Below are 21456 nucleotides of genomic sequence, written 5' to 3' on the forward strand. Positions count from 1 at the left end.
CTGCTTGCGCTGACCCACGGTGCGCTGCACGGCCATCGCAAGGCGTTGTGCACCATCGCGGGCGGTGCGGTGGGTTTCATTGCCTTGATCGCCTTGTCCATGCTGGGCATCAGCGCGCTTTTGAAGGCCTGGGGGCCGGCGCTGACGGTGCTGAAGTGGGCGGGCGGCGCTTATCTGATCTGGCTGGGCATCCAGTTGTGGCGTTCGCCGGGCGTGCAGCTGACGCCGGCGCCCGACATGCCGCGGGCGCGCCGCACGCGGATGTTCAGCCAGGGCCTTTTGTCCGCGATTTCAAATCCCAAGGCGCTGCTCTTCTACGGCGCTTTCCTGCCGCAGTTCATCGATCCGGCGCGCAGCCTGTTCACGCAGTTCGTGATCATGGCGGGCACCTTTGCCGTCATCGAATTCCTGGTCGAGTATGTGCTGGCACGGCTGGCTCACCGGGTGCGACCGTGGCTGGAGCGCGCCGGCCGCCGCTTCAACAAGGTGTGCGGCGGCCTGTTCGCCGCGATGGGGGCGGCGCTGCCGGGCTCTTGACGCTTACTGCACGGTCGTGGACGTGGCGGCGCGGGAGGACTGGGTGGGCATGCGCTCCTGGGTCAGCGTGCCGGGTTCGCTGGGCGATGGGCGGACCACCACGGCCTTGTTGATGTTGTTCGCGCCCAGGTTGGGCAGATCCGTCGGGCGGGCGGCCACGGCCGCGAAGGGGCCGCCACCCGTGGCCGGCACGCCGTCCAGGGTCAGGGTGCCTGCCCACAGGCCGTCGCGGCGCGACAGCACCTGGTACTGCTGCGGCGCGCCGGCGTTGCGCGCGACCACATACAAGGTGCCGTCGATGATATTGAGCGCGGGGGGCGACGCGGCCAGGGCATCCAGTTTGGCCGGCTTGCCGTGCTCGACGAGCCAAAGCGGTCCGCCCGCGCGTTCCAGCAGCGCCAGGACGACGTTGCCCTGGGCATCGGCGCTGATGGCCGGGCGCCCGATGTAGGGCACGCCCAGGTCCGCCGCCGCGCTCCAGTCCATGTCGAGGTCGGTGGTGTCGCCAGCTTCCACCAGTTTGATCAGATGGTTGTTGCTGCGCTGGCGGAAATAGAGTTCCACGCGGTTTTCGTGGTTGCGGATCGCGGCCAGGCCGCCAGCCGCTTCGGGCGCGGGCACGCGGCGCCAGGCTTGCCAATCGGGGCGATGGCCTTTGGCGGCCGGCAACTGACGCGTGTAGAAAAGCTCGCCCGCGCCAGCCGATGCGAAGATCACATAGCGCCCGTCAGCCCCGCGCGCAGCGGCCGGGGCGCCGGTGGCGCCGTCTAGCGGCGGCAGGTCCTGCCAGGTGCTCCAGCTGCCATCGATGCCGGAGGGCGTGATCCAGTGCAGCACGCCGTCATAGCCCAAGGCGACGGCGGCGGCTTCGCCGCGCGGCGCGACAGCCGGAATCTGCGTGACGCGCAGGCCGCCCAGCGCCTGCCAGCCTTGCCAGGTGCCGTCGTGGCGCTGCTTGTTCGCCCACACGCCGCCCAGCGGGTCGCGCGCCATCAGGCCGGCCGTGCCGTCGGCATGGGTAAAGGAAACCAGCGGACCGTTGGTGCGTCCGCCCAGGCTTTGCCAGCGGCGCTGGCTGGAGTCCCAGCGGTTGACGGCGGCATTGGTTTCGCCCGCGGCGAACACCACGAGGCCGCCGCGGCCGTCCGGGTACAGCTGCGGCGCGATGTCCTGGCGGGAGACGTAATAGGCGCGCTGCACCCACGCGGCGGCGGGGCCGGCAGGCTCTTTGCAACCGGTCGGGCCGGCGCAATAGTGGTAGTCGTTCCAGGCGTAGTGCTGGAAGATCACCGACTTGCTGGCGATTTCCGTGTCGGCCAGGTTGGTGGCGCGTTCCTGGCTGGGGTAGTCGATGTAGCCGGTCTCGGCATAGTTGCCGGGCACGCGCAGCATGGCTTCGCGCACGAGTCGCGCGCTGGCGATGTGGTCCGGGTGCCCATGGCCCGCGCAACGCCAGCAAAGCTGCGTATAGGGCACGACGATGGTGTCGTCCAGATGGCGCACCGTGGTCGGCTTGTATTGGCGGATCAGGTCCGCCAGGGTGTCGATGAGTTGCTCGCGCGTGTACACCTGGGGGTAGGGGCCTAGCGTGTCGACGCTTTGCCCGGGTTCGGACTCGGTGCGGCTCAGCGGCGTCAGGCTGCCCCAGCCCTTGCCCAGCCACGGGTCCTTCAGGCGCATGTGCCAAAGCTGCACGCGCGGATTGTCCTGCAAGGTAAAGCGCGCAATGGCGCGCCCGCCGGCGGTGCCGGCGTCTTCCTTCCACTGGTCGGGCTTGTGCGCCATGTAGGCGTAGGCGGCGCGGATGCCGCGTTCGCGGCCCAGCATATAGCCATCGCCTTCCCCGGCATCGCTGGCGGTCAGGTAGATGACACGCACGCAGCCGCCCGCCTCGATGTTGGAGGCGATGTCGGGGTTCATGAACAGCAGGTCGTCATCCAGGTGGGCCACGAAGGCCAGGTCCTTGATGCCGTGGCATTGCTCCAGCGTCGGCGGAGCGGCCAACGCGGAAGCGGAGACTAGAACGGTGACTGCACAGAACAGCGCCCGGCTCACGGGGCGTACTAAGGCCATCAAAGCTGGCATAGGCGGGCGCCGCTTAAAAGGCGCGGCGCGGCAGTGTGATTATGGTTCAACGAGTATAGCGGGCAGGTGTTGCGGGCTGTCGAGGGAACCGGAACAGAGTGTTGGATAGGGTGTCAGTCTGCAATGGCGCGGGGATGACGGCCTGGTCTGTCACTTTTTTTGCGGCTCAAACTGCCGGCTCCCAGCGTCCGGACGCGGGATTCACCACCGCACGCGCGCCGTTTTCCCACACCTGCTCTTGCGCCATGCCTGCCGCCGCTTGCGGGTCGATATCGAACACCACCCCAAGCGCCTGCGCCACGCATGCCGCTTCAACCGGCAATTCCCAGGTCAGGAACAGTTGGGTGAGATCTTCATCGGACGCGAAGTCGGCGGTTTGAAAACCGCTGCTGCCGCGCCGGATCACGGCGTGCGGTTGGCAGGTGTCGAAGACGATGGCAGTGCCCCGGACGAGCGGGATGCGCTGCCCGGAATACGGGAAGTGCACGTCCAGCCCTTTGTCGTCACTCAGGAACAGGTTGCAGAAGGCGGCGCTGCCGTATTGTTCGCCGTCATGGTGATACCTGGCGCCACGGCAGGCCATCAGGGCGATGTCGCTGTCGGCAAGCACGTCGCCCAGCCCCAGCGCGCGCGTCCAGGCCGCCATCGCCTGCACGCAACGGCCGTAGTCGGGCCAGCGGACTTGCGTCCGGGCCAGCGGCATCTGTTCCACGTCGCCCGGCTCAAGGAGCAAGCGGGTGGCGATTTCGCGATGCCAATCGGCGGCCACGCGGGCGGGGGGCGAAGGCACGTCGAGCGTGCCCGCCAACACCGTGCCGCCGACGCTGCGGCTGCGGATGGCGTCGCCGCTCCAGAAATAGGAGGTCAGGGGGCTCATCTTTCCGCCGCCTGGTTCAGCAAGGCGAACACTTCCCGCACGCAGTCCGTCATTTTCCCGGCCAGCGTGCCCACGGGGAAGTGGTCGGAGGTCACCGCGTAGCTGGGGAACTCGATTTTTTCCGAGAACGGGATCTCGCGCAGGTCAGGCATGTTCAGCGCCCGCGATACGACGGGGTTGATGATCGACACGCCCAGGCCTCTGGCGACCATCGAACAGATGGTCGTGGCGTAAGGCGTTTCGATCGACAGGATTCGCGAGTCATCGGGAAAGTGCCGGTCGACCGATGCGCGGTTGAAACTGCCGGCCGGCAACGAGACGAAATTTTCGTCATTGAAGTCGGCGGGTTTGAGGATTTTCTTGCGGGCCAGCCTGTGCGTGCGCGGCACGATGCCGACGCCGCGCGCTGCGTTGATCCGCGCGTACTGCAAACCCGGCACGTCGGCCTGGATGGAAGCGAAGCCGATGTCGCAAAAGCCGGTGGCCATCCACTTGGCCACTACGTCCGACCCGCCTGTGCTGACCACGACTGGAATGTCCGAGACCTTGTCCCTGAACAGCCGGAGGGCGTCTGGCAGCACGCATTGCGTAATGGAGCCCACCGCGCCGACCCGCAGCAGGCCCGTCCCCCGGCGGCGGATGGAGCTGGCGCTGTCGTTCAGCGATTCCAGGCCGATGAAGGCGCGTTCGACGTCGGCGTAGAACGCGTCGGCTTCGGGGGTGGGAATCAGCCGGGTGCCGACGCGTTTGAACAGCACGAAACCCAGCGTGTTTTCAAGCAGCGCGATCCAGCGGCTGACGTTCGGTTGCGAGGTGTGCAGCAGCCCGGCCGCCGTGGTCATCGAGCGCGTCATCATCACGGCGCGAAAGGCTTCGACCTGCTTGAAATTCATCGTTCAGTCCAGAAAAAACGGGGTACGAATAATCATATCAATTTTGTATTCAAAGCCGTAAATATCTGATTTGACGCATAAGTTGGCCCAGACGGAGACTACAGTTTTCCTGTTCCTACCGGACTGAAATGGAATCCAAAGTCAGCAGCCGCCTGAAGCAACCGCTTGCCCCGGAAGTGCTTCAATATATTTTCCTTCCGCGCTTGAATCGCGAGTTCTTCGCCAATTTCGAGATGCTGAATCAGATCAACCTTGCGCATCTGGTGATGCTGCAAGAGCAGGGCATCCTGGACCACGACGCGTCGGTCCGGCTGGCCGAGGCGTTGCTCAAGATGCAGGCCGACGGGCCGGACGCGGTGGAGCTGGATCCGGCCCGCGAAGAGGCCTATTTCAACTACGAGGCCCACCTGATCAAGTTGGTCGGCCAGGAGCTGGGCGGACGCCTGCATACCGCGCGCAGCCGCAACGACATCGGCGCTACCGTCGACCGGATCCGTGCGCGGGAGTTTACGGCGCGGATCGCGACCGCCTTGATCGACGTTGCCGACGCGGCGTTGCGCCAGGCGGGCCAGTACACGGACTGCGTGATGCCCGGCTACACGCATATGCAGGCCGCCCAGCCGATCACTTACGGCTACTACCTGTCGGCGCTGGTCGACGCCTGGTCGCGAGACGTCGACCGCTTGCTGCACGTGCTGGAAACCGCGGATGGGTCCCCGTTGGGCGCCTGCGCGCTGGCCGGCACGTCGTTCCCCATCGACCGGGACGCCACCAGCGCGATGCTGGGTTTCAGCCGGCCGCTTGCCAATTCGCTGGACAGCGTCGCATCGCGGGATTTTGCGCTGGAACTGAGCGCCTCGCTGTCGATCATGATGATCACCAGCAGCCGGATGGTGCAGGACTTCTATATCTGGTCGACGCCGGAATTCGGCTACCTGTCGTTTCCGGACAGCATCGCCAGCACGTCCAGCATCATGCCGCAGAAGAAGAATCCGGCCGTGTTGGAGTACTTGCGTGGCAAGGCCGGCCACTTGATCGGACTGACCTCGGCCGCGTTCGCGACGGTGAAGTCCACCCATTTCACGCACTCCGGCGACAGCAGCCGCGAAAGCACGCGGACGTGTTGGGAAGCCTGCGAAGAGGCGTTGAGGTCGCTGGCGTTGATCAAGCTGCTGGTGGAACGGGTGGAGCCGAACCGCGCGCGCATGGCGTCGCGGGCGGCTGAAGACTTCTCCACCGTCACGGACCTGGCCGACCTGTTGGTGCGCAAGGCCGACGCGTCGTTCCGCGACGCGCACCACATCATCGGCGCCGTGGTCCGGCAGGCATTGGAAGCCGGGCTGCCCGCCAAGGACATCACGCCCGAGATGGTCAATGCGGCGGCCGCGCAGCAGCTTGGCCGGCAGGTCGCGCTGCGCGAAGAGGATATCGGCGCCTGCCTCGACCCGGTCAGCAACGTGGCGGCGCGCCAGTCTTTCGGCGGGCCGGCGCCGAGCCTCGTGGCTGCCCGTATCGGCCAGCAGCAGGCGCTGCTGGCCAAGCAGCGCAGCGCCATCGCCGCCACGGTGCAGCGCGTGGCGGATGCGCAGGATCTTTTGCGGCAACGCGTGCAAACGCTTATTTCATCCGAGCCAGCGGTGACTTGCGTCCGGCAAGCCTGACTGGCCAAATAAACCAAGGGGAATTCCATCATGCTGAAAACTATCGCGGCGGCTATCGCAGCCATGGGGATAAGCCTGGGGGCTCAGGCCCAGGCCCAGACCTATCCCTCCAAGCCCATCACCATGATCGTGCCGTTCGCGCCAGGCGGCACGGTCAACCTGATGGGGCGTCTGCTGGCCAACCGGATGTCGGAAGCGCTGGGCCAGACGGTCATCGTGGAAAATAAGCCGGGGGGCGGCGGCAGCATCGGGGCGAACTTCGTCGCCAAGGCGCCGGCCGACGGGTACACATTGCTGTTGGCGACGATGGGGCAACAGTCGATCCAACCGTTGCTGACCAAGAACCTGCCGTACGACGCCATCAAGGACTTCGCGCCGGTCGCGCTGTTTTCCACGGTGCCGAACGTGCTGGCGGTGTCGGCGGACCTGCCGGCCAAGACGGTTGCCGAGCTGGTCGAATACGCCAAGCAGCATCCCGGCAAGCTGAACATGGCTTCGGCGGGCATGGGGTCGGTCAACCACCTGACCGGCGAGTTGTTCATGTACCGCTCGGGCGCAAAATTCGAACACGTGCCGTACCGCGGCGCGGGTCCGGCGACGGCGGACCTGTTGTCGGGGCAGGTGCAGGTGCTGTTCGCGAACCTGCCCAACGTCCTGGCCTACATCAAGCCCGGCAAGGTGCGCGTGCTGGCCGTGGCCAGCGAGCAGCGCAGCCCCGCCATACCGGATGTGCCGACGTTGGCGGAGGCCGGCGTGAAGGATGCCGTGGTGGAATCCTGGTATGGCGTCATGGCGCCGGCAGGCACCCCGCCCGAGGTGATCCGCAAGCTGCAGGACACGGTCATTGACTTGGCCAAGGACCCGTCCATGATCGCCCATCTGGCCGAGCAGGGCGCCGTGCCGTTCGCGGGCACCAGCGCAGACCTTGCCAAGCTTTCCGGCGAGGAGACCGAGCGCTGGAAGCGCATCATCGACAGCGCCGACGTCCAGACGAACTGATCACCCGCCGCGGTTGTCGTACGCGGCCTCTTTGCCGTCCCCGTCATCCATCGCCGCGCGGGTCCGTTCCATCAGATGCTGTTTCAGGGCGGCCAGGGCATCGGCCGGCCAATCCGGCGCACCGGTCACCGCCAGCCAGGCGTCCACATAATGCTGCGGCGCGTACACATGGCCGTAGCCGATCGGCGTGTGGGTGCTGACGGACATGTCCAGCGCAAGTTGCAGCATGGTCACGACCGGCACCCAGCGCAGATCGGGCGATACGTCGGGGCCGTAGGGAGGATCCATCCAGGCGGGACGCCGGTACAGGTCGCGATAGTCGAAGAACGTGACGGCGTCGCTGGCGTATTGCAGGTAGACGATGCGCATCGGGCCCCAGGGCGCATCGGCAGGCACCCGCGAGCCGTCCTGGTTCATGAAGCGCACGAAGGCGCCGTCGCGCAGTTGCGGCAGCCAGGCGGGGGAGTCCGGGTTGCGGGCATCGGTGATGGCGCGCCAGACCCGGCTTTCAAATGGCGGGCCGCTCCAGAGCGCACCCTGGATGGGATCGCCGATCATTTCGAAGAGCTCGGCAGACCGCGCGGAATTCATGGCCCCCAGACTCAGGCCATGCAGATACAGTTTGGGCCGCTGATCTTTGGGCAAGGCGGTCCAGTGGTTGTAGATTTCGACGAACAGCGCGCGTGCCGCCTCGGCGCCGTACTCGGGCTGGGCCAGCAGGGACAGGGGGCTGGACAGGTAGGAATACTGGATCGCCACGCTGGCCACGTCGCCGTGCAGCAGGTATTCGACTGCGTCCATGGCGGCCGGATCGATCCATCCGGTGCCCGTTGGTGTCACCACCACCAGCGCAGACCGCTTGAACGCGCCGACGCGTTTCATTTCTTCCAGAGCCAGCCGGGCGCGCGCCTGCGCGGTGGCGGCGCCGGGCAATCCCACGTACACGCGAATGGGTTCCAGCGCGTCGCGCCCGGTCTGCGCGCGGATTTCGCTGGCGCGGGGGCCGGACGCGATGTATTCGCGGCCCGCCCGGCCCAACTGCTTCCAGGCGATCAACGAGTCGGGGCTGCCTGTCTTGGCGGGGTCAGTGGGCTGCGGGCGCTCGGGCTCGATCAGCGCGTCATACTCGCGGAACGAGGCGTCCAGCACATGCAGCGCCGCACGGAAGAACACGTTGTTGGCCAACGACCAGAAGATCACGATCGCGATCGCCGCGCCGGCCACGTTGGCCACGCGCCGCGGCACTACGCGGCGAACCTGCGCAGACACCGTGCGGGCCAGCAGTTTGAACAAGCGGCCCAGCGCCAGCAGCGCGGCAAAGGTGATCAGCGCCGTGGCGCTGACCTTGAACGGGTGGGCGCTGGTGACGGGCTCCATCTTCATCAGGGCGCGGATCGTGTTCTGCCAATCCGCCGCGCGCCACAGGAACAGGACCAGGACGGACAGGCACAGGACGGTGATCAAGGCGTTGGTGAGGCGGGCGGCGCGTGCCTTGGGTTCAGGCAGTTCCAGATAGGCCCATAGCCAATGCCACAGCACGCCCAGCCCGTAACCGGCGGCCAGGCAGGTGCCGGCCAGCACGCCCTGGGTCAGATAGGTGCGGGGAACCAGAGTGGGCGTGAGCGAGGCCGCAAAGAACAGCGTGCCCAGCAGCAGGCCGACCCCGGACAGCGACTCCAGGTGCGAGCGGAAAAAGGCGGGCAGACGGTGTTGGGGGCCAGGGTGCAGGGACGTCATCCTGTCAGTCCCGGTCCGGCGCGCCCAGCGGGAACAAGGGGCGGAAGGCCCTTGCATCGTCGACCGCCCGGGCGAAGGACGGCCGGGAAAGCAGCCGGGCGCGGTACGCGCGCAGCACCCGATAAGATGCCGAAATGGGGTGCGTCCAGTCCGCATAGAACAGCGCCGGCGCCGCGGCACAGTCCGCCATCGTGAATTCCGGCCCGGTGGCCCAGGCGCGGCCGCCCAGTTGCGCATCCAGCCAGGCGTAGGCCAGCTCCAGCTTTTCCGTTGCCAGGGCCAGGCCTTCCCGCCGCTTGGCCTCGTCGCCCGACAAGGCGCCGTTGACCGCATGCTGCACCCAGTTCATGACGTGCAGGTCGAAGAAGCGGTCCAGGAAGCGCACCTCCAGCGCAACGGCGGGGTCGGCGGGTACCAGGCGTGCCGGTCCCGGATGCGCCAGTTGCAGGTATTCGATGATGATGCTGGTTTCCGCGACGTTGCAGTCGCCGTCCACCAGCAGCGGGAACTTGTGCAACGGCCAGCGCCGCAGCCATTCGGCGGCGTGTTCCGGGGTCTCCGGACCGATGCAGCGGAAGTCGAACGGGATGGCGTTCTCGTACAGCGCGATCAGCACTTTCTGCGTGTACGAGGAAAACGGATGGCCGTAGAGCGCAAGTGACATGGCGGGGTCTCCTGATTCGGTCTGCCTTTATTATGCAAGCGCAAGGCCGCCACGGGGGGAAACCGGACGAAGCGGGTCGGATAATTGTTTCCACCAGACGGACGACATCCGTTTCCGCCATGCCGGATCCGCGCAAAACTAATACAGTGTCCGACAAGCCGACGGCAAGGTCGCCGCGGGACAACATGAAGTCTGGATACCAGGACTGGAGACGGGATGGACACGATTAGCAAGCAGGGCGCCAACGTGCGCGATCAGGTCAGCGCAACGGAATGGCAGGTCCGCACGGACTTGGCCGCCCTGTATCGGCTGGTGGCGCTGTTCGGGTGGGACGACCTGATTTTCACGCACATCACCGCGAAGGTGCCGGGCACCGAGCATTTCCTGATCAACCCCTACGGCATGATGTTCGACGAGATCACGGCCTCCAGCCTGGTCAAGATCGACCTGAACGGCAACAAGGTCATGGCGTCGGAATACGACATCAACCCGGCCGGCTTCACCATCCACAGCTGTATCCATGCGGCCCGCAAGGATGCGATGTGCGTGCTGCATACGCATTCCATCAACGGCGTGGCGGTGTCGGCGCAGAAGGCGGGGTTGCTGCCGTTGTCGCAGTTCGCGTTCATCGCGCTGCGTTCGTTGAGCTATCACGATTACGAAGGCCTGGCGCTGAACCCCGAAGAGCAGCCCCGCCTGGTGCGCGACCTGGGCAGCAACAACTACCTGATCCTGCGCAACCACGGCTTGCTGACGGTGGGACAGACGATGGCCGAAGCGTTCCAGGCCATGCATCGGCTGGAAGCCGCCTGCATGGCGCAGGTGCGGGCGCAGGCCGGCGGCGGCGAACTGATCTTCATCCCGCCGGAAGTGCTGGCGCGCGCCGCGGTCGAATCCCCGGCGGACCGGGCGCACAAAGCGGCGCTGGCGTGGCCGGGGCTGCTGCGCCGCCTGGACCGGAAGAACCCGGGCTACGCGGAGTAAGCGGATCCGGCAGCGCTGAGGGGCGCTGCCGGGGCCGGTCGCGGCGCTACGGCTTCGCTTTGGGCGATGCCTGCAGGAATTCTGCGCAATCGGGCAGCGGCGTCGCCGGTGCATAGACCGAACCGTCGGGTTTCCATTTGTAGGTCACCGTGTAGCTGCACTGCTTGTCGGCCGCGGGCGCCACTTCGGCCTTCGTCGGCGCCGGCTTCGCGCTGGAGTCAGCGTAGCGGCTGGCGGTGGCTGGCGCGCGCGTTGCCTGGGTGGTGACTTGCAGGTCCGGATACTCCGCGCCGTTGGCCGTCTTGGTTCCGGGCAAGGCTTTCAGATCAGCCTTGAATTGGTAGGCATCGATGCAGTGGCCATCACGCTTGCGCTGGTCTGCTTCATTGAAGCAGGCGCGGATCGTCGCTTCCGTCGACGACGGCATGATGAACACCAGATTGCTGGCGGAGGGTTCGCCCAGCGTGACCTCGAACAGATAGAGGTCCTTGCGGATGAAGCTGCCGCCGGAGAATTGCGTTTCCAGCTTGTAGTCGGGTTCGGCCGGGCCGACCACGCCGACCAGCGCGCGGTCTTCGCTCAGGCGAATCAGCTGGGGCCAAACCGTGAACTTGGAAAAATCCGGGATATCTGGCAAGTCCCAGAATGCGCGGTCGGAGCGCAGCGTGCGGCTGGTGGCGAATGGGCCGTTGGTCTCGAAGGACCCGTCCGTCTTGATGCCGACGCACCAGTCGGCCTGCGCGTTGCAGAAAAGCTTGTTGTCCGGATTCAGTTTCAACGGCTCGGTATCGGGTTGCGCCAGGGCGGCAACCGGCAGGGCGGCCGAAATCAGCAAAGCAAACACTTTTTTCATTGTCGTTCCATTGATCGCGGGAGAGGCGCTGGCGCATTATTGCCGGAATCAATGTTGCTTCATTTCAATTTGGCAGGAATGCGGACAAGGCGTTTCAGCCCCCGCGCGTCGCTGCTGACTTCAAGCTGAATGTTATGGTTGGCTTTCCGTGTCCGCGCCCATCCGTGCGCGGCCGCTTCCTGTCTTGAGGAGCCTTGATGAAGTCGATTCCGTCCCTGCTGCTGGGAGCAAGCGCGCTGATGCTGGCGTTACCGGCCGCCGCTGCGCCGGTCACCTACGATCTGGACCCGTCGCATACCTATCCCAGCTTTGAAGCCGATCACATGGGAGGCCTGTCCACGTGGCGAGGCAAGTTCAACAAATCGCAAGGCGTGGTGGTGCTGGACCGTGAAGCGCGCACCGGCACGGTGGAAGTCACCGTGGACATCAATTCCGTCGACTTCGGCCACGACGAAATGAACCAGCATGCCGTCGCGCCCGACATCTTCGATGCCGCCCGCTATCCCACGGCCACCTTCAAAGGCAAGTTCACCAAGTTCGACGGCGACCGGCCCGAAGAGGCCACGGGCGACCTGACCCTGCGCGGCGTCACGCGGCCCGTCAAGATGGAGATCGACGACTTCAAATGCATCCAGCATCCGATGGAAAAACGCGAATTCTGCGGCGCGGACGTCTCAACCAAGTTCAGCCGCAAGGACTTCGGGCTGGACTTCGGCCTGGACATGGGGTTCAAGCCGGAAGTGAAGTTGAAGATCCAGGTGGAGGCAGGGCGGCGTCCTTGAGATTAATGGAAGTACGATATTTCAGACATTTTCATGTAATGTTCTTTTATATGTTGGATTAATCGTACTTTTTTCTGAATAGTGGTGTACGGTATAACGAACATTATTAACCTTGCGTTCGAAGAGTGTCCGCCATGCCGTACGTACCCACCGCCGTCCTTCCCGCACAGTTCGGGGCGAGCTTTCAGCGCGAGCGCAAACAGCGAAAACTCAGCCAAGCGGAACTTGCGCAGCGGGCGGGACTGACGCGCCAATTGATCGTGCAAATCGAGAAAGGCGAGAACGTGGGCCTGCATTCGATCATGAGAGCATTGGCCGTGCTCAATATGGGCCTGCGTATCGATACTGCCAGCATCAATTACGACGACGTGGGGAGCATGGATGATGAGTAGCGCGAAGATAAAGCGGCTGGAAATAAGCACCCCGCAAGGCGAGGCGGGCCTGCTGGAAAAAGAGTCGCGCTTCGTATTCAACTACACCCATCCCGGCAAGGATCGGGAGATATCCCTGATCATGCCGCACCGCGCCGAAAGCTATTCGGACACGGTGTTGCCGCCGATTTTTTCGATGAATCGGCCAGAAGGCTACCTGTACGAGAGACTCTGGGAACGCTTTGGCAAGGAAGTGGAACTTGACGATATGCGGCTGCTGGCATTGACCGGCAGCAACCAGATCGGGCGCTTGCGCTATCGCGAACCTGGCAGCGACGTGGCAGGGGTTCCACCACAGGTCGGGCTTTCTGAGTTGCTCACGAGCGGGGCAAGCATCGAACTGTTCGAGCATCTAGTCAGCGCCTATCTCACCTCCGGCATTTCTGGTTTTCAGCCCAAAGTACTGATGCCGGACGCGGATGCTGCCGATGCCAAGCGGGTGGTCGATAAGTCCACCACGTTTACGTCTGACCTGATCGTCAAGGCCGCAGGAGAGGACTACCCATTCCTTGCCCAGAACGAGTTTCTATGTATGAGTGTCGCCCGGAAGGCAGGCATACGCGTACCGGATTTCTGGCTGTCGGACGACGGGACACTGTTTGTGATGCGGCGCTTTGACCTTGCTGGCAATGAGCAGCTGGGTTTCGAAGACATGGCTGTGCTTTTGCGCAAGAGTGCCCAAGAGAAGTACCTGAGTTCGTACGAGACGGTGGCCCAAATGATCGGCCTGTTGTGCGGCGCCAATCGTACTGAGAGCCTTGCGCGGTATTTTGAGTATGTGGCCCTGTCGGTACTGGTGAGAAATGGGGATGCGCACCTGAAGAACTTTGGCTTGCTCTACCGGCACCCTGGCGCCGCGCCCGCCGAACTGGCCCCGCTCTATGACGTGGTAACCACAAGCGTGTATGCAATTGACGATCCCCAATCGGGGAGAAAGTTGTCGGACCGCACTCTTGCGCTGAAATTGAATAGGAAAAGGGAATACCCAACACGAAAGGCACTCCTGCAATTTGGCCGTACGGTTTGCGGCGTTTCGCATCCGGAAGCGGCCATCGAACGGATCGCGACGGCGATGGAAGAGGTGCTTCGCGATGAGGCTCACCGCGTCGACGGCAGCTTTCTGGCAAGGATGAAGAACGAGTGGAACACCGGCGCTGGCTCGGTGCAGCCGCCGATGTTCTTTCAGGCATAGTCGAGAGCGCCGCCTCTCAAAGCCGCACCACCGCCAGCACCGCCTCCGCAAACGCCTGCGGCGCCTCTTGCGGCAGGTTGTGGCCGATGCCGCCCGTGATGTCGCGGTGCTGGTATTTGCCGCTGAACTGCTTGGCGTAGCTGGCGGGGGGCGGATGCGGGGCGCCGTTGGCGTCGCCTTCCAGGGTGATGGTCGGCACCGTGATCTTCGGTGCGGCCGCCAGACGTCTTTCCAGTTCGTCGTATTGCGATTCGCCTTCGGCCAGGGCCAGGCGCCAGCGGTAGTTGTGCACCACGATCGCCACGTGATCCGGATTGTCGAATGACTGCGCGGAACGCTGATAGGTCGCGTCGTCGAACGTCCACTTAGGCGATGCCAGCTGCCAGATCAGTTTGTTGAAGCCGTCGCGGTTGGCGGCATAACCCGCCGCGCCGCGTTCGGTAGCGAAGTAGAACTGGTACCACCACTGGAATTCCGCTTGCGGGGGCAGCGGCTTGCGGTTGGTTTCCTGGCTGCCGATCAGGTAGCCGCTGACGGACACCAGCGCCTGGCAACGTTCGGGCCACAGCGCAGCCATGATGTTGGCGGTGCGCGCGCCCCAATCGAAGCCGGCGATGACCGCGCGTTCGATCTTCAACGCATCCATCAGCGCGATGATGTCCACGGCGACCACCGCCTGTTCACCGTTGCGGGGCGTGTCGGCCGACAGGAAGCGCGTCGAGCCATAGCCGCGCAGGTACGGGACAATGACGCGATAGCCGGCGGCGGTCAGCTGCGGCACGACGTCGACAAAGGCGTGGATGTCGTAAGGCCAGCCGTGCAGCAGGATGGCGACGGGGCCGGCGCTGGGGCCGGCGTCCACGTAGCCGACATCGAGCGTGCCGGCCCGGATCTGGCGGATGCCGTCGAACGACGCGGCGCTGCGGCGGGGGGCCGGGGTGGCGGGTTGCGCGGGGCCGGATCTGGCCAGCGCCGTGCTGCTTGCGCCAAGGTTCAGCAGGCTGATGCCCGCCAGGGTCGAGGTCGTGGCGAGCAGGCGGCGACGTCGGGTGTCGATAGGGTCCGTCATGGCGGAGGCTCCATAAAAGGTTCGCAGGGTTGAGGGCTTGCTGCGAACGATTTATAGAGGTCCGGCACCCGCGCCGGGTGTCCGATTGTACGGGCCCCGGGGGCGGATACAGTGCGATTCAAATCCGTATTTTTTTCGCGTCCCCGGTTGCGGTCGCGGGGGCCGCAACCGGGGTTGGCGCGATTAGTACTTCACCGTGTAAGCCAGGCCGAAGGTGCGTCCGCGGCCATTGAACTGCAACGATTCGGGCGTCATCAGGCCGGCGTACAGCACTTGCGCGCGCTGGCTCCACGTGGTCTGGTAGCTGCGGTCGAACAGGTTCTGCACACCGAAGCTCAACACGCCGGCACGCTTCATGTCGTAGCTGCCCAGCAGGTCGAACGTCAGGTAGCCTTCCATGCGGTTGCCCTGGCCGTCCGTCAGGTCGAAGTTGCGGTTGGCTTGAAGCCGCAGCGCCGTCGGCCCCGATTGCCAGGCGCCAAAGACAGAGGCCTTGGAGGGGCTGGCCAGGGTGATGGTCTGCTTGGCCCAGCTGCCGTCGGTCTGCTGCTGTTCGGAGCGGATGGCCAGCCAGTTGACGCCGGCGCTCCAGTGCGGATTGAAGTCATAGGCAAGCTGGCCTTCGATCCCGTAGTTGCGAACCTTGCGGTCTTCCAGGCCGATGGACAACGAGATCGGCTGGATCGCCAGCGCCTTGTCCGACCATGCGTAGAAGGCGGCGGTCTGCAGGCGCCAGTTGCCGTAGTCGCCGCGCCAGCCCAGTTCAACCTGCCGCGTCTTGATGTTGGCGAGTTCGGAGCCGTTGATCGTGACGGCATTGAGCAATTGCCAGTTTCCGCCTTGCAGGCGGTAGCTGCCGTTGCCGTAGTACTTGGCGACGTCCACGAGGTCGAAGCCTTCGGAATAGTTCAGCCAGGTCTGTTGGCTGTCGTCCACTTTCCAGAGCACCCCCGCGTTGAACAGGGTGGTGTTGTAGGAGTTGTCCCCGCCCGGGATGCGGTCGGCGCTGGTGCCCAGGCCGCTGTTGACAAGGATCTGCTGCGGCACGGGCACGAAGTCGCCCAGTTCGACCTTGTTGCGTTGCTGCCGCACGCCGCCGCTGAGCGTGACGGCATTGGTGACGCGCCAGTCGCCTTGGACGAAGGCAGCCCAGGTGTCGGCCTGGTAGTCGGGGTAGCGCTGCATGTCGTACAGCTTGTCGAATTTCAGTCCGCCAGAGGCCAGCGCCTGGTTCCAATCGAAATAGGCGGAGCTGCCGTTGAATTTCTCGTGGGCGTATTCCAGTCCGTAAGTCAGCTTGAACCGGGTCCAGTCCTTGGTCAGCGCCGCTTTCATGCCCCACGTGTCGGTGTTCTGCTGCGAAGCGCCGTAGTAATAGCCGCGCTTGCATGCGGCAGCGGTCGCGCACGTGCCGTCGTTATAGGTGAACTGGTTGGGGAACGGGTAGAAGTCCAGCTTTTCGCGGCGCCAGTAGGCCTGGGCGATGAGGTCCTGGCCGCCCAGTACGTTGGTGGCCGAGTAATTGGCCGAGAACATGCTGCGCTCGGTCGCCGGTTTCACGTCGGATTGGAAACCGCTGCGGATGTCGAGCAGGCTGGCGTCGGTGGGACCGGTCAGCGGCAGCGCGCCGCGCAGGTTCTGGCCCAGGTACAGCGCTTTGCCGGGATTGAATTCCGAGTTGTAGAACTGCCCCTGCAACTGCAGCTTCTGGTTTTCCGCGAGTTGCAGGTCAAGGTTGCCCGTCACGTCCAACGACCGGTTGTACTGCAGGTCAGTCTGCGTAATGTCTGGCGTGACCTGCTTGCCGCTGGCGTCATAGGCGGCGCCATTCTGGGAATAGGCCACGGCCAGGCGCCCGAACGCCTTTTCGGAGCCGCCGCTGACCGACTGCGCCACGCGCCAATCCAGGTCGTCGCTGCCGGCAAAGCCGCTGCGTCCGGCGACTTCGCTGGTGAAGATGGCCGGTCCGGCTTCTCCCCGCTTGGTGACGATGTTGATGATGCCGCCGGTGGCGCCGCCGCCATAGACCGAGCTGGCGCCGGACAACACTTCAATCCGCTCGATGTTGAAGGGAGAGATCGAGTCGAACTGGCGGCTGATGTTGCGCATGGAGTTCAACGACACGCCGTCGATCATGATCTGGGCGCTGCGGCCGCGCATGTTCTGCGAATAGTTGGTGCGGCTTTGCGACCCCAGGTCCAGGCTGGGCACCAGGTTGCCGAGGATTTCGGAGAGCGACGCACCCGCGTTCGCCTGCTGCTCGATCTGCTTGTTGTCCAGGAACCAGACGGTGCGGGGCAGTTCGCTGATGGTGCTTGGACTGTAGCCGCCCACGACGACCACGGTGTCCAGCGTGCTGGCGGCGGCAGGCGCCGCTTGCGCTTGCGGCGCGGTCTCGATCAGGACCGAATTGGCGCCGGTGTAGCGCCATGCCAGGCCAGTGCCGGCCAGCAGGCGGTCCAACGCCTGGTCCGGCGACAGCGTGCCGGCCAGCGGGGCTGCCGTCTTGCCTTGCGCCAGCGCGGCAGGGAAAGACACTTGCAGGCCCAATTGCCGGCCTAGCTCCAGCAGCGCCCCGTCCAGGGGTTGGCGGTGGACATCGACGGCGACGCGGGCTGGCGCGGCGGCCGGCGCGGTCTGGGCATGGGCGGCCGCGCTGAACGCAAGCGCTAGCGCCAGGGCCACCGGGGCTTTTGCCGCCAAGCGGAATCGGGGGGCGTGGGGGAAGGGCATGGCTACTCTCTGTACAAGGGGTTTTCCTGTAAGACGTAGCGAGATGCGCGTGACCCTACCCCCGAATCTGGTTTATTCCGTTGGCGTGATCCAGGCCCACGACGCCCACCGGCGCACGCGCACGTTCGCGGCGGCGGCCAGGACGCTCAGCGCGTCGGGGCTGTCGACGTTGACGACCGAGGAGATGCGGCGCTTGCCGGCGGCCTCGTCGATCCAGGTGGTCATGCCGGTATAGCGGTTCAATTGCGCGACCGCTTCGGCCAAGGGCACGTCGCGCAGCAGCAGTCTGCGCTCGGTCCAGGCCGAGGCCGGCCCAGGGTCGAAGGCGGTGACGGTGATGCCCGACGTGCCGATGGCCGCGCGCTGAGCAGGCGACAGCACCTGCGAGGCGGTGCCGGGGGCGCAGACCGAGCAGTCCACGCGCACACGGCTTTCCAGCACCGAGACTTCCGTCGCGCCATCGCGCAGGCGGCTGACTTCGTAGCGGGTGCCCAGCGCCGTGGCCCGGCCTTGCGGCGTTTCGACGACGAACGGCCGTTGGGCATCATGCGCGACCGTAAACCGCGCGCGGCCGCGCAGCAGCGAGATCTTGCGCGTGGCCCCGCTCATGTCGCTGCGGATCGCAGAATCGGAGTCCAGCAGCACGGTGCTGCCGTCCGCCAGCGTGACGCTGCGGATCTCGCCGACGGCGGCAACGGCATCCGCCTGCCAGCGCCACCAGGCGCCCGTTTGCCAGAGCAGCGCGCCGGCCGCGATCAGGCTACAGGAGAGGACGGTGGCCAGTTTCGCGCGGCGCTTGCGGTGTTGCTGTTGCCCTTGCCGCACGTCTTGCCGTAGCGCTTCGCCGTCGACCTGGCCCATCTGGCGCCATAGGGCGGCAATGCTGTCATAGCGTTGGGCATGCGCCTGGTCGGCGTCATACCATTTGGCGAAGCCGGGATCGGGCAGGGCGTCTGGCGCGGCGCCGTTGCGGCGCACCACCCACCGTGCGGCATGTTGTTCGATCGCGTCCACGTCAGGCATCCGCCATCGCCTGCCGGCAGGCCAGCAGAATGCGCGTCATGTGCTTTTCCACGGTCTTCACGCTGACGGAAAGCGCGCCCGCGATGTCGGCGTAGCTATCGCCGTCTATCTTGTGCATCAGGAAAATCTGCCGGGTGCGCAGCGGCTGACGCATGATGGCCGCCTCCAGCCGGGCGATGGTCTGGCGCAGCGCGGCCACGTCCATGGTGTCCGGGACGGCGGCGTCAGGCAGGCGCGATTGCGCGTACAGCGCTTGCTTGCGCTGTTCCGCGGCATGATGGCGCTGGAAGTCGATCGCCAGGTTCGCCGCCACCTGGAAGACGTACGCGCGCAGGTTGTCGACGGGCGCCTTGAGTGTGCGCGCGGCGGCCAGCCGTATCCACGTTTCCTGCGCACAGTCCTGGGCGGATTCTCGCGAACCGGTGCGGCGGGATAGGAAATCGACCAATTCGCGATAGTGAGCGACGACCGCGTCGGCAAGCATCATGGCGGAGGGGGAAACGAAAGGGTAGGGATAGGCTGCGGTTGATCATTATAATGAGAAACATTCTTATTGTGTTTGCCGCATCGCCTTGCGCGCGTCCGTCCGCGCGCATTACCCCGCATTACCCCGTTACGCTGCTTCGCTATCCGTCCGCCGCACCCCTCGGCTCAGTCCGGAATTTCCGGTTCGACCAGCTTCGCCAGCTGCGTCAGCGATTCCTGCCAGCCCAGGTAGCACATCTCGGGCGGAATGACGGCAGGGATGCCTTCCTGCACGATGCTGATGTCGGTGCCGCAGGAGACCTTGCGCAGCGTGATCGTGGTCTGCATCTGTCCGGGCAGGTTCGGGTCGTCGAACCGGTCCGTGTAGCGGATCTTTTCGGACGGGACCAGTTCCAGGTATTCGCCGCCGAAACCGCTGCTGTTGCCGGTCGAAAAATTGCGGAACGACATCTTGTGGACGCCGCCCACCTTGGCGTCCAGTTGGTGGACCTGGCAGGTGAATCCATAGGGGGGAAGCCATTTCGCGATGGCGTCGGGCTCAAGGAAAGCGCGGTAGACGCGTTCGGGCGCGGCGCGCAGGACGCGGTGGAAGGTAACGGTGCCGGTAGTCATGGTGTGTCCGCCTTGGAATGAGAGGGTCGTACTCATACGACGTTCAGAGGACAACGAAATCGACATGGCCGGAGCTAGTGAAAACCCCTAGTTCTGTAACCGTCCGATGTACGCCGACAGCGCTTCGGCATGCCCCTGTTCGGCACGCAGGCCGACGTGGCCATCGGCCCGGACGACCACGAGCACAATGCCGCGCACGCCCAGCGCATGGGCGATGTCGGGCGCCAGGTAGGCATGCACCCCGGATACCCCGGCATTCGCGGTCAGGACGATCACTTGTTCGATGATGGCTCCGCCAGCTAGCGCTTCCATGTCTCGGCGCACCTGCTCCAGGGCGTCCTCCGGCGTCGCGGCGCAGCCGATCAGCAGGGCGGTGTGGCCCAGGCGGCGAGTGCAGGCATGCAGGTGGCCGACGCCGCCCGATGCGAACGTCAGGGGAATCTGATCAGGCAGACGCTGGCCCGGCCAAAGGGCTTCGTGCGGATCGCCCATGACGATGGGTGATCCTGCGTAGTCGATATCAAGCTCGGCCTCCGCTACCGCTTCATGGTGCCGCGTGCCAGGATCGGCAAAGGCCGTCCGGATCGCCGCATCCCGTTCGCGGCGGGCGCGTTCCCCCTTGACCATCTGTGCGCGTTCGGCGGCATCGCCCGAGGCCATCACCTGATCGGCCACGGGGCGCCGTTCGGCGTGATAGCTGTCCAGCAGCGTGTCGGAACAATGTCCCTGGCAAACCAGCGCAAGCTTCCAGCCCAGGTTGTAGGCATCTTGCAGCCCGGTATTCATGCCATGCCCTTGCGCCGGGCTGCAGGTGTGCGCAGCGTCACCGGCCAGCAACACACGGCCCGATCGGAATTTCCGGGCAACCTTGGTGTGGCAATCGAAGCGTGCGGGATGCGAAATCTGGTCAAAGCTCGCGTCAGGCAGGTAGCGTTGCAAGGTGGCCAACGCGTCGGCGACCAGATCGGATTGCGCGGAGCGGGGCCGCAGGTACACGCGCCAGCGGCGGTCGGGCAGGGCCGTCAGAATGACCGGCGTCGGATCCAGATAGGCGTAGTTGGCTTCAAAGGATTCCGGCCATGCCGGGATGGCCGCGTCGAACACGGCCCAAGGCTGGTGGATGTCGTGGCCGTCTTGTTCGATACCCATCAACGTGCGGACGGTGCTGTGGTGTCCGTCGCATCCGACTACCCATTGCGCGTGGATCTCTGCCCGCGCGCCCCGCTGATCGATTGTGGCTGCCACGCCATCGGGTTGCGCCACCAAGCCCACAAGCGTGGTGGCGCGGGTGACCGCGCCGCCGTGTGCGACGAGATAGTCGTGGAGGATGGATTCGGTAATTTCTTCCGAGATGCCGATATTGAATGGATATCGGCTGGCGCACAGCGACAGGTCAATGTCGCCCAGCACGGCGCCATCGGCATGGATACGGGCATGGCGCTGTTTGACGCCCAGACGCAAGAGCGGGTCGGCGATGCCCAGCGCGTCCAGTATTTCGATCGATCGAGGATGCACGACGGTGGCGCGGTCCCAATCCATGGGCTGCTCGTGTGCGTCGATCAACAAGCATTGGACGCCGCGCCGAACCAGCTCCACGGCGGTGAGCAGGCCGGCAGGGCCCGCGCCTACGACCAGAACGGTTGTCGCGATCATCATGGATCTCCCTGAGCGGGGGGCATTGGCGGGGGGACTCGCGTCACGCGATTCGCGTCTGGCGAAATTAGAGCAAGCGGGATGCCCTCGTCAACGGTTCCGGAGCCCGTCGCATGGCTGAGGGATCGGAAGACCGGTGCGGGCTTACCAGTGCCGGCACAATAAAAAAGGCCACGGGGTCAGCG

19 protein-coding genes are annotated in these 21456 nt (G+C 65.1%); 7 read left to right on the plus strand and 12 right to left on the minus strand.

Going from position 1 to position 21456, the window contains the following annotated elements:
• Nucleotides 1-537: LysE family translocator (locus tag ACO6D5_RS25565; protein WP_485826924.1), on the plus strand; the 537-nt coding region annotated here is incomplete at its 5' end.
• Nucleotides 538-540: 3 nt separating this feature from the next.
• On the opposite strand, the gene ACO6D5_RS25570 is transcribed toward ACO6D5_RS25565, so the two are convergent.
• From ACO6D5_RS25570 to ACO6D5_RS25580, 3 genes are all read right to left on the minus strand, one after another.
• A complete protein-coding gene (locus ACO6D5_RS25570) occupies nucleotides 541-2610 on the minus strand; it encodes a DUF8189 domain-containing protein (RefSeq protein WP_485826925.1) in 2070 nt (689 codons plus the stop codon).
• 178 nt (nucleotides 2611-2788) lie between these two features.
• Nucleotides 2789-3499, minus strand: coding sequence for a hypothetical protein (locus tag ACO6D5_RS25575; RefSeq protein ID WP_485826926.1), 711 nt, complete (start codon nucleotides 3497-3499; stop codon nucleotides 2789-2791).
• Nucleotides 3496-4392: a LysR substrate-binding domain-containing protein gene (locus tag ACO6D5_RS25580; RefSeq protein ID WP_315528921.1), complete on the minus strand. Its 897-nt coding sequence runs from the start codon at nucleotides 4390-4392 to the stop codon at nucleotides 3496-3498. Before ACO6D5_RS25580 ends, ACO6D5_RS25575 begins: the two co-directional genes overlap by 4 nt.
• 128 nt (nucleotides 4393-4520) lie before the next feature.
• On the opposite strand from ACO6D5_RS25580, the gene argH reads away from it, so the two are divergent.
• Both argH and ACO6D5_RS25590 read left to right on the plus strand, forming a co-directional pair.
• Nucleotides 4521-6053 (plus strand): argininosuccinate lyase, encoded by a 1533-nt coding sequence (gene argH, locus ACO6D5_RS25585; protein ID WP_485826927.1) that lies wholly within the window; start codon nucleotides 4521-4523, stop codon nucleotides 6051-6053.
• A gap of 30 nt (nucleotides 6054-6083) precedes the next feature.
• Nucleotides 6084-7052: a Bug family tripartite tricarboxylate transporter substrate binding protein gene (locus ACO6D5_RS25590; protein ID WP_485826928.1), complete on the plus strand. Its 969-nt coding sequence runs from the start codon at nucleotides 6084-6086 to the stop codon at nucleotides 7050-7052.
• Here the strand turns inward: ACO6D5_RS25590 and ACO6D5_RS25595 are convergent, their stop codons facing one another.
• Complete coding sequence (locus ACO6D5_RS25595) at nucleotides 7053-8789, minus strand: alpha/beta hydrolase (RefSeq protein ID WP_485826929.1); 1737 nt, start codon at nucleotides 8787-8789, stop codon at nucleotides 7053-7055.
• Nucleotides 8790-8793: 4 nt separating this feature from the next.
• Complete coding sequence (locus ACO6D5_RS25600) at nucleotides 8794-9453, minus strand: glutathione S-transferase family protein (RefSeq protein WP_485826930.1); 660 nt, start codon at nucleotides 9451-9453, stop codon at nucleotides 8794-8796.
• 216 nt (nucleotides 9454-9669) lie between these two features.
• Between ACO6D5_RS25600 and ACO6D5_RS25605 the strand changes: the two genes are divergently transcribed.
• The gene (locus ACO6D5_RS25605; protein ID WP_485826931.1) at nucleotides 9670-10437 is read left to right on the plus strand and encodes a class II aldolase/adducin family protein; all 768 of its coding nucleotides are present in this window, start codon (nucleotides 9670-9672) and stop codon (nucleotides 10435-10437) included.
• Nucleotides 10438-10483: 46 nt separating this feature from the next.
• On the opposite strand, the gene ACO6D5_RS25610 is transcribed toward ACO6D5_RS25605, so the two are convergent.
• Nucleotides 10484-11290, minus strand: a complete 807-nt coding sequence (locus ACO6D5_RS25610) for a hypothetical protein (RefSeq protein ID WP_315528915.1) — start codon at nucleotides 11288-11290, stop codon at nucleotides 10484-10486.
• A 197-nt stretch (nucleotides 11291-11487) separates the two neighbouring features.
• Here ACO6D5_RS25610 and ACO6D5_RS25615 point away from each other — a divergent pair, with 197 nt between their 5' ends.
• The 3 genes from ACO6D5_RS25615 (at nucleotide 11488) to ACO6D5_RS25625 (ending at nucleotide 13695) form a co-directional block, all read left to right on the plus strand.
• Nucleotides 11488-12072 (plus strand): YceI family protein, encoded by a 585-nt coding sequence (locus ACO6D5_RS25615; RefSeq protein WP_485826932.1) that lies wholly within the window; start codon nucleotides 11488-11490, stop codon nucleotides 12070-12072.
• Between the two features lie 134 nt (nucleotides 12073-12206).
• Nucleotides 12207-12464, plus strand: coding sequence for a helix-turn-helix domain-containing protein (locus ACO6D5_RS25620; RefSeq protein WP_315528914.1), 258 nt, complete (start codon nucleotides 12207-12209; stop codon nucleotides 12462-12464).
• Complete coding sequence (locus ACO6D5_RS25625; protein WP_485826933.1) at nucleotides 12454-13695, plus strand: type II toxin-antitoxin system HipA family toxin; 1242 nt, start codon at nucleotides 12454-12456, stop codon at nucleotides 13693-13695. The genes ACO6D5_RS25620 and ACO6D5_RS25625 overlap by 11 nt, the downstream gene beginning before the upstream one ends.
• A 16-nt stretch (nucleotides 13696-13711) precedes the next feature.
• Here ACO6D5_RS25625 and ACO6D5_RS25630 read toward each other — a convergent pair whose 3' ends face one another.
• The 6 genes from ACO6D5_RS25630 to ACO6D5_RS25655 all read right to left on the minus strand — a co-directional run bounded on the left by ACO6D5_RS25630 (nucleotide 13712) and on the right by ACO6D5_RS25655 (nucleotide 21274).
• Complete coding sequence (locus tag ACO6D5_RS25630; protein ID WP_485826934.1) at nucleotides 13712-14764, minus strand: alpha/beta fold hydrolase; 1053 nt, start codon at nucleotides 14762-14764, stop codon at nucleotides 13712-13714.
• Nucleotides 14765-14947: 183 nt separating this feature from the next.
• On the minus strand, nucleotides 14948-17497 hold the full coding sequence (locus tag ACO6D5_RS25635) for a TonB-dependent receptor (protein WP_485826935.1): 2550 nt from the start codon (nucleotides 17495-17497) through the stop codon (nucleotides 14948-14950).
• Nucleotides 17498-17569: 72 nt separating this feature from the next.
• Nucleotides 17570-18520 (minus strand): FecR family protein, encoded by a 951-nt coding sequence (locus ACO6D5_RS25640; protein WP_485826936.1) that lies wholly within the window; start codon nucleotides 18518-18520, stop codon nucleotides 17570-17572.
• Nucleotides 18513-19007 (minus strand): RNA polymerase sigma factor, encoded by a 495-nt coding sequence (locus ACO6D5_RS25645; protein WP_485826937.1) that lies wholly within the window; start codon nucleotides 19005-19007, stop codon nucleotides 18513-18515. The genes ACO6D5_RS25640 and ACO6D5_RS25645 overlap by 8 nt, the downstream gene beginning before the upstream one ends.
• Nucleotides 19008-19171: 164 nt before the next feature.
• The gene (locus ACO6D5_RS25650) at nucleotides 19172-19618 is read right to left on the minus strand and encodes an SRPBCC family protein (RefSeq protein WP_485826938.1); all 447 of its coding nucleotides are present in this window, start codon (nucleotides 19616-19618) and stop codon (nucleotides 19172-19174) included.
• Between the two features lie 87 nt (nucleotides 19619-19705).
• Entirely contained in the window at nucleotides 19706-21274 is a 1569-nt protein-coding gene (locus ACO6D5_RS25655; protein WP_485826939.1) for an FAD-dependent monooxygenase, read from the minus strand.
• Nucleotides 21275-21456: the final 182 nt, after the last annotated feature.

It is taken from the genome of Achromobacter sp., from assembly GCF_057314935.1.